This window comes from Paracoccus sp. (in: a-proteobacteria) (assembly GCF_046462195.1).
GTDB lineage: Bacteria > Pseudomonadota > Alphaproteobacteria > Rhodobacterales > Rhodobacteraceae > Paracoccus.
Map to the genome: position 1 here is coordinate 1 of NZ_JBKGUN010000028.1, position 7,116 is coordinate 7,116.

Below are 7,116 nucleotides of genomic sequence, written 5' to 3' on the forward strand. Positions count from 1 at the left end.
GCGCATCAGCTTGTCGGCGATCAGCTTGATGCGTTCCTTCAGGCGCGCCTTGCGGGCCTGCCAGGCACCGCCGCCCAGACGGTCCAGCAAACCCTCCTCGTGGCCGTAACGGCTGAGCAGCTCGATATTTTCGACGGGCAGATACAACCGGTCGCCGCCGGCATATTCCAGCGCGACGCAGTCATGCGGCACCTTGAGGGCCATGATCGTTTCGATGCCGGTATAACGGCCGATGCCGTGCTCGACATGGACGACCAGATCGCCTGGGCTCAGGGTCTGCGTGTCCTTGAGGAAATTCTCGGCCTTGCGGCGCTTCTTCGCGCCCCGGATCAGCCGGTCGCCCAGAACGTCCTGTTCCGAGATGACGGCGATGCGGCCCAGTGCCGTTCCTTCGGCCACGAAGCCTTCGTCCAGCGGCCAGACCGCCAGGCCCAGCGCACCCGGCTGGTCGGGCAGATCGCGCAGGTCCCCGATGGGCTTGGCCCCTGTCAGCCCTTCGTCGGCCAGAAGGCCCGACAGCCGTTCGCGCGCGCCCTCCGAAAAGCTGGCGATGATGACGCGGTGATCCTTGGCCAGCGCCTTCACATGCGCGGCCAGGGCGCTGAACAAGTTGATCTGTTCAGCCTGGCGTTCGGGAACAAAGTTGCGCCCGGGTCGCCCGCCCGCGTCCAGCACGCCCGGACCGGGGGGCTGGTTCAGGACCGACAGGCGCAGCACGCGATGCGGGGCCAGCCAGCCGGCCCATTCACCTTCAGTCGGGAACATCGCATCGGGGGGCACGGGCTTGTAGACCGTATCGGCGCGGCCCTTGGCGGCCATGGCCGCACGGCGCGCGTCGAACTGTTCGCGGATCGTGTTGCGCCGCGCGTCGATCACCTGGCCCACATGGTCGTCCAGCACGACCGAGGCGCCGGGAAGATAATCGAACAGGCTTTCCATGCGATCATGAAACCACGGCAGCCAATGTTCCAGGCCCGCCGTCTTCTGCCCCGCGCTGATGCTTTCATACAGCGGGTCGTTGGTGCCGCCGCCGTATTCGGTGCGATAGTTCTGGCGAAAACGGGTGATGGCGTCCTCGTCCAAGATCACCTCGGACATGGGGGCCAGCTCGATCCGCGACAGCTTTTCGGTGGTACGTTGCGTGACCGCGTCGAAACGCCGCGCCCCGTCCAGAACGTCGCCGAACAGATCAAGGCGGATCGGTCCCGATTCGCCCGGCGGAAAGATGTCGATGATGCCGCCGCGCACCGCATAATCGCCGGGTTCGGTCACGGTGGGACTTTGAACAAAGCCCATGCGGACCAGAAAGGCACGCAGCGCCCCCTCGTCAATGCGATCGCCCACGCGGGCGGTGAAGGCGGTGTTGCGCACCAGATCGCGGGCCGGTACGCGCTGCAGCACCGCGTTCAGCGTGGTCAGCAGGACGAACGGCCCCTTGATCGCCCCCTGCGCCAGTCCGGCCAGCGTCGCCATGCGTGCGGCCTGGAGCTCGGGCGCGGGCGAGACGCGGTCATAGGGCGTCGTGTCCCAGGCCGGGAAATCCAGCACCACCAGTTGCGGTGCCAGAAAGGACAGGGCCGCGCGGGTGGCGGCCATGCGGCGGTCGTCGCGGGCGATATGGATCACCGGCGCGCCGTTGTTTTCGGGACGCGCCGCTTCGCGCGCGATCAGCGCCGCATCATAGCCTTCGGGCGCACCGGAAAGGATCAACTGCTGGGACATGAGCCGTGAGGTATAGAGCGGGGCCGCGAAGTCAAGCGCATCACAACCCGTTGGGATGCATCAGGGTCCACAAGGTCCCCCAAAGCACGGTCAGCGCCACCGCGACCATCGACATCAGCGTCACCAGCCGACGATGCCAGGTCATCCGTCGTGCGGCCTCGGCCGCGGCGTCGTCCATGGGCATCCGCCCCTCCTGCGCCGCCTCGACCAGCGGAAAAAGACGCCGCGCCAGCCGTACGCGCATCCAGAACAACAGCCAGAACGGCACCAGCAGCAGCACCAGCGCCTGCGCCAGCTCCAGCCAGAAGACAAAGCCCAGAACCGCCAGCGAACTGAGGAGAAAGCTGGTCACTCCTAGGAACACCGCCCCTTCTCGCGGACCAAGCCGCCAGCGTGGCAGCACCAGCGACAGCCAGTCCAGCAGCGTGATGACGGCCGCGCCCTCGTATTCGCCGCGCGCTTGTGCGGCGCGGGCATGGGACACGACCTCGGACGGAACGCCCAGGATGCTGCGGCCGGTTGCCGACCACATCCCCACCAGCGCCAGCCAGTACCAGATCGTCATGAAAGACCGGCTGTCCAGCAGGCCGATCAGGCTGTTGACTTGCGGCACGGGCAGTTCCTTGTCCTTGGCTGCCGGCGACCTTAGAACGGGTTTCGACCAAGGAAAAGCGCCCCGGTCGTTCCAATCTGACAGGAGGCCCGCATGGCCAACCCGATCATCGCCCCGTTCCCCGCCTCGCGCCTGCGCCGCCTGCGCCGCAACGCCAACATCCGCGCCATGGTGTCGGAAAGGAACCTGACGCCCGCCAACCTGATCTGGCCGATCTTCGTGACCGAGGTTGCGGGCGCCGAGGGAGAGATCCCTTCGATGCCGGGGGTGGAACGCCTGACGCTGGACGGTGCCAGGCGGGCGGCCGAACGGGCGGCGCGGCTCAATATCCCCGCGATCTGCATCTTTCCCCATTCCGATCAGGACAGCCGGACCGAGAACTGCGAACGGGCCTGGGACCCGGACAACATCGGCAACCTTGCCATCCGCGCCGTCAAGGAAACGGTGCCCGATCTGGTGGTGATGACGGACATCGCGCTGGACCCTTACAATGCCAACGGCCATGACGGCCTCGTCGTGGACGGAGAGATCCTGAACGACGAGACGGTGGAAGCCCTGGTCCGCATGGCGCTGGTGCAGGCGGAATGCGGGGCCGACATCCTGGGGCCGTCGGACATGATGGACGGTCGCATCGCCGCCCTGCGCGCCGCACTGGAGCGCGAGGGGCACAAGCATGTCGCGATCCTGTCCTATGCGGCCAAGTTCGCTTCTGCCTTTTATGGGCCCTTCCGGGACGCGGTGGGCGCTTCGGGACGGCTGGTCGGCGACAAGAAAACCTATCAGATCAATCCTGCCAACCGCGGCGAGGCGATCCGCTGTGTCGCCCGTGACCTTGCTGAAGGGGCGGACATGGTCATGGTCAAGCCCGGCATGCCCTATCTGGACATCTGCCGCGCCGTGAAGGACGAGTTTGGCGCCCCTACATTCGCCTATCAGGTCAGCGGCGAATACGCGATGATCGAGGCCGCGATCCGGAACGGCTGGCTGTCGCGCGACGCGATGATCGAAAGCCTGCTGGGCTTTCGCCGCGCCGGCTGCGACGGGGTGCTGAGCTATTTCGCGCCCACCGTGGCCGAGATGCTGGCATGACAGGTCCGGCTGGCGTATCCTCCGCGCCAACGGGCCAGCCAGAGCCCCCATCACCGACACGAGGCGACACATGACCCAACCCACACTGTCCCGCCGCACCCTGCTGGCATCGGGCGGGGCCGCCCTGCTGATGGCCGGCTGCACCAATGCCGTCGGCACCAACGGCGCCGCGCAGCTGGATGCCCGCGTGGACCAGACGCACCAGTATCTGGTCACGACCTATCCGGCCGCCGCGCCGCTGGTGCAGAATGCGCGGGGCGTTCTTTACATGCCGCTGATGACGGAGGCGGCCTTGGGCTTTGGCGGGGCCTATGGTCAGGGCGCGCTGCGGATCGGCGGTCAGTCGGTGGATTATTATTCCGCGACCCGTGCCACCGTCGGCATCCAAGCCGGGGCGCAGCAATACGCGCATGTGCTGATCTTCCAGACCGATGAGGCACTGCAGGCCTTTCGCGGTGCCCCCGGCTGGGTTGCGGGCGCCGGCGCTTATTATGCCATGCCTTCGGGCGGCATGGCTGTGGGGGCCGATACGTTCTCGGCCCAGTTCCCGGTCGTGGCGATGATTTTCGGCCAGTCGGGACTGATCGCAGGCGCCGCGATCGAGGGCACGAAATACAATCGCATCATTCCCTCGACCCTGCCCGAGATCAGCTTCGGCACGATGGGGCTGCCGGGCTAGGCCCCCCAGGAACCGATCAGGCCGATGTCAGGTGGCGCAGCCCATGCGTCACATCGGCCCGGACCGCCAATCGAAGCGCGGGTTCATCACCCGCGCGCAAGGCCGCCAAGATCATGCGGTGGTGCCGCGGCGGCTCGTTCCGCTTGACCCGCCCGTACAGCGCCCGCATCGTCGGGCCCAACTGCAGCCAGATCGTTTCAAGCATGGCCAACATCGCCGGGGCCTGGGCGCGCAGATACAACATCCGGTGAAAATCCAGGTTGCAGCGGATATAGCCCACCGCATCGTGACGCTCGACCGCATCGGCGATGCGGCCGTTCATCGTAGCCAGCCGGTCGATCAGGGCGAAATGCGCGCGCGGCAAGGCACGTGCGGCCAGTTCGGGTTCGATCAAGGCGCGCAGGGCGGCCAGTTCCTCGATCCGGTCGTCCGACAGGGCGGGCGTTGCCACCCGTCCGGACCCTGACAGCGTCAGCGCCCCTTCCGCCACAAGGCGCCGCACCGCCTCGCGGGCGGGGGTCATAGACAGGTGATGGTCGCGCGCGATGCCGCGCAAGGTCAGCGCCTTGCCCGGCGGCAGTTCGCCCAGCATGATCTGGCTGCGCAGGGTGCGGTACAGCCGCTCGTGCGCGGCAGGCTCGGAAGGGCGGGAAATACTCATCGGGACGATGTGATCACAAATGACGGTGCGGTCAATCGCGGAATTGCCACAGCATCAGATCCCCGCCGTAAGCCCGCAGCCATGCCCGATGGGTGGCATGATGCGGCATCAGCGCCTCGACCTGCGACCAGAACCGGGGCGAGTGATCCATATGCGCCAGATGCGCGACCTCGTGGGCGGCGACATAGGTCAGCACTGCCGGCGGGGCCATCACCAGCCGCCACGAGAACATCAGGCGTCCGTCATGGGTGCAACTGCCCCAGCGCGACCGCGTGTCGCGCAGCACGATCGCGCGATACGGACGGTTCAGGAATGCGCTGAACCCGTCGCAGGCCCTCCGCAGGCGCAGCAGCGCCAGTTGCTGCAGAAAGGCGGCGGCCACCGGGCCGACCGGCCGTCCTTGGGGAATCAGCAGCGCCCCTTCCCGCATCTCCGGGCGCCGCACGGACGCGGGTGACAGGATCAGCTCCTCGCCCTCGACCGGCAACAAAGCACCGGCCACTGCATGATGGCGTTCGGGCAGACGAGACAGGGCGCGCCCCAGCCAGCCCCGCTTTGATTCGGCAAAGGCCTGCCCCTCGGCCAGGGGCACATGGGCGGGCAGCGTCAGCACTGCACCCGATCCGTCGCGCGGCACCCGCAGCACCATGCGCCGCGCCCGGGCCGAGCGTTTCAGTCGCACGGCCAGCCCGTCTTGAAGGATGATCCGCGGATCGACGCTTGCCATGCCTGCTCCGGCCTGCCAGATAAAGCCTTTGACACCCTCAGGCCGCTGTGGCAGGGGGTCGCCCGGTTTCCCTAATCGCGGCTGAAGGAGATTACCATGCCCAAAGAGGAATGGGGCACGAAGCGCCTGTGCCCGCATTGCGCGACGCGCTTTTATGACCTGAAGAACGATCCGATGACCTGCCCGGCCTGCGGCAACCAGTTCACGCTGGACAGCCTGACCGACGGGCGCGGCAAGACACTGGTCACGGAAAAGACTGCGGCTGCGGCCACCGACGATGACGATCTGGTCGATGACGACGAGGAAATCGGCGACGACGCCGGCGAACTGGACGATGATCTGCTGGAAGAAGACGATGACGACGCCGATGTGTCACTGGACGACATCGCCGATGTCGCCGAGGACGAGGAAGAGTGATCCAAGGGCCGCGCCGAAAGGCGCGGCCTTTTCATCAGGAGACATGACATGCCCTTTGACGGCCTTTCGCGCTACCAACCGCAGATGCTGGGCATCCTGCGCATCGTCTCGGCCCTGATCTTCTTTGCGCACGGCACCCAGAAGATCCTGGGCTTTCCGGCCAGCGACATGAACCCTGCTGCATTCACCCTGTCCTGGACGGCGGGAATGTTGGAACTGGTGGGCGGGGGCTTGCTGATCCTGGGCCTTTTCACGCGTCCGGTGGCCTTTCTCTTGTCGGGCCAGATGGCGGTCGCCTACTGGATGGCTCACGCACCGCAAAATCCGTTTCCTGCGCTCAATGGGGGTGATGCGGCCATCCTCTACTGTTTCGTGTTCCTTTATCTGGTGTTCGCGGGACCGGGCGCTTTCAGCCTCGACCGATCCACCAAACGCGTCTCCTGACCGGACCCGATGCCCCCATTGCAGCGCCTGTCGCTGCGCCTTGGTGATTCCGCCAATGGGAGACAACGGCTTGCAAAAGTTTCCTCCGGTTTTCTGCACGTGACCTGCTTTTTCCTCTTGCAGCCCTTTCTTCCCGCCCATATAGACCGCTCACACGACGCGCCGCGGCGCTTCGCAGACCTCCGGTGGGGCCATAGCTCAGTTGGTAGAGCGCTTGAATGGCATTCAAGAGGTCAGGGGTTCGATTCCCCTTGGCTCCACCAAATCATTACATGCAGAATAACTTCTGAGATCAGGCGAAACACGCTCTGGGGAGCGAAACTCTCCGATATTTCCTCTATATGCTTGCTTACCTACCCTTCATGGGGCGTCGCTAGAGAGACTGATACAGGCCAATCTCAATGGAAAGCCTTTGCAGGAGAGGCAGCCGTTAACGATAGCTGCGCGTTTAGGTGGCTGTGCTCCATAAAGCCGAGTTATCTTTATAGGGAGTAGCCACCGGCATAAGCCCAGTATGGGATCCAGATTTATGCCAAGTCGGCTGATCATGTAGCTTTCCTTGGATAGTCGCGATGGTTGGTCTTTTGGTTCGTCTGCTAGGCTTCAACTCACGCTCCCGATTCCGGTCCTGCGAAAGGGTTGTCGACGAGTATTCCGAGAAAAGGCGAAACGTTTTTGCGCAGGACATTCGGTCGATACGGCATTGTTGCGGAACGCGGCGTTGGAGCGGGGCCTGCCCTTCCCCATCAAGCTCGGGCCGCACG

At 65.3% G+C, this 7,116-nt stretch carries 8 protein-coding genes and 1 tRNA gene; 5 read left to right on the plus strand and 4 right to left on the minus strand.

All coding sequences use genetic code 11. The features are described from left to right. On the minus strand, positions 1-1,722 hold a 1,722-nt coding region (locus tag ACLHHB_RS01735), incomplete at its 3' end, for a CarD family transcriptional regulator (RefSeq protein WP_410216557.1). Between the two features lie 40 nt (positions 1,723-1,762). Next, positions 1,763-2,335: a hypothetical protein gene (locus tag ACLHHB_RS01740; protein ID WP_410216558.1), complete on the minus strand. Its 573-nt coding sequence runs from the start codon at positions 2,333-2,335 to the stop codon at positions 1,763-1,765. Positions 2,336-2,428: 93 nt separating this feature from the next. Between ACLHHB_RS01740 and hemB the strand changes: the two genes are divergently transcribed. Then, positions 2,429-3,424, plus strand: coding sequence for a porphobilinogen synthase (gene hemB, locus ACLHHB_RS01745; protein ID WP_410216559.1), 996 nt, complete (start codon positions 2,429-2,431; stop codon positions 3,422-3,424). A gap of 70 nt (positions 3,425-3,494) precedes the next feature. Further along, positions 3,495-4,103, plus strand: a complete 609-nt coding sequence (locus tag ACLHHB_RS01750; RefSeq protein ID WP_410216560.1) for a YSC84-related protein — start codon at positions 3,495-3,497, stop codon at positions 4,101-4,103. A gap of 16 nt (positions 4,104-4,119) precedes the next feature. Here ACLHHB_RS01750 and ACLHHB_RS01755 read toward each other — a convergent pair whose 3' ends face one another. Next, on the minus strand, positions 4,120-4,764 hold the full coding sequence (locus ACLHHB_RS01755; RefSeq protein ID WP_410216561.1) for a GntR family transcriptional regulator: 645 nt from the start codon (positions 4,762-4,764) through the stop codon (positions 4,120-4,122). A 31-nt stretch (positions 4,765-4,795) separates the two neighbouring features. Next, complete coding sequence (locus ACLHHB_RS01760) at positions 4,796-5,491, minus strand: M48 family metallopeptidase (protein WP_410216562.1); 696 nt, start codon at positions 5,489-5,491, stop codon at positions 4,796-4,798. Between the two features lie 96 nt (positions 5,492-5,587). Between ACLHHB_RS01760 and ACLHHB_RS01765 the strand changes: the two genes are divergently transcribed. The 3 genes from ACLHHB_RS01765 (at position 5,588) to ACLHHB_RS01775 (ending at position 6,615) form a co-directional block, all read left to right on the plus strand. Beyond that, on the plus strand, positions 5,588-5,908 hold the full coding sequence (locus ACLHHB_RS01765; RefSeq protein ID WP_410216563.1) for an FYDLN acid domain-containing protein: 321 nt from the start codon (positions 5,588-5,590) through the stop codon (positions 5,906-5,908). Between the two features lie 48 nt (positions 5,909-5,956). Continuing rightward, positions 5,957-6,352, plus strand: coding sequence for a DoxX family protein (locus ACLHHB_RS01770; protein ID WP_410216564.1), 396 nt, complete (start codon positions 5,957-5,959; stop codon positions 6,350-6,352). A gap of 187 nt (positions 6,353-6,539) precedes the next feature. Beyond that, positions 6,540-6,615, plus strand: a tRNA-Ala gene (locus ACLHHB_RS01775). The last annotated feature ends 501 nt before the right edge of the window (positions 6,616-7,116 follow it).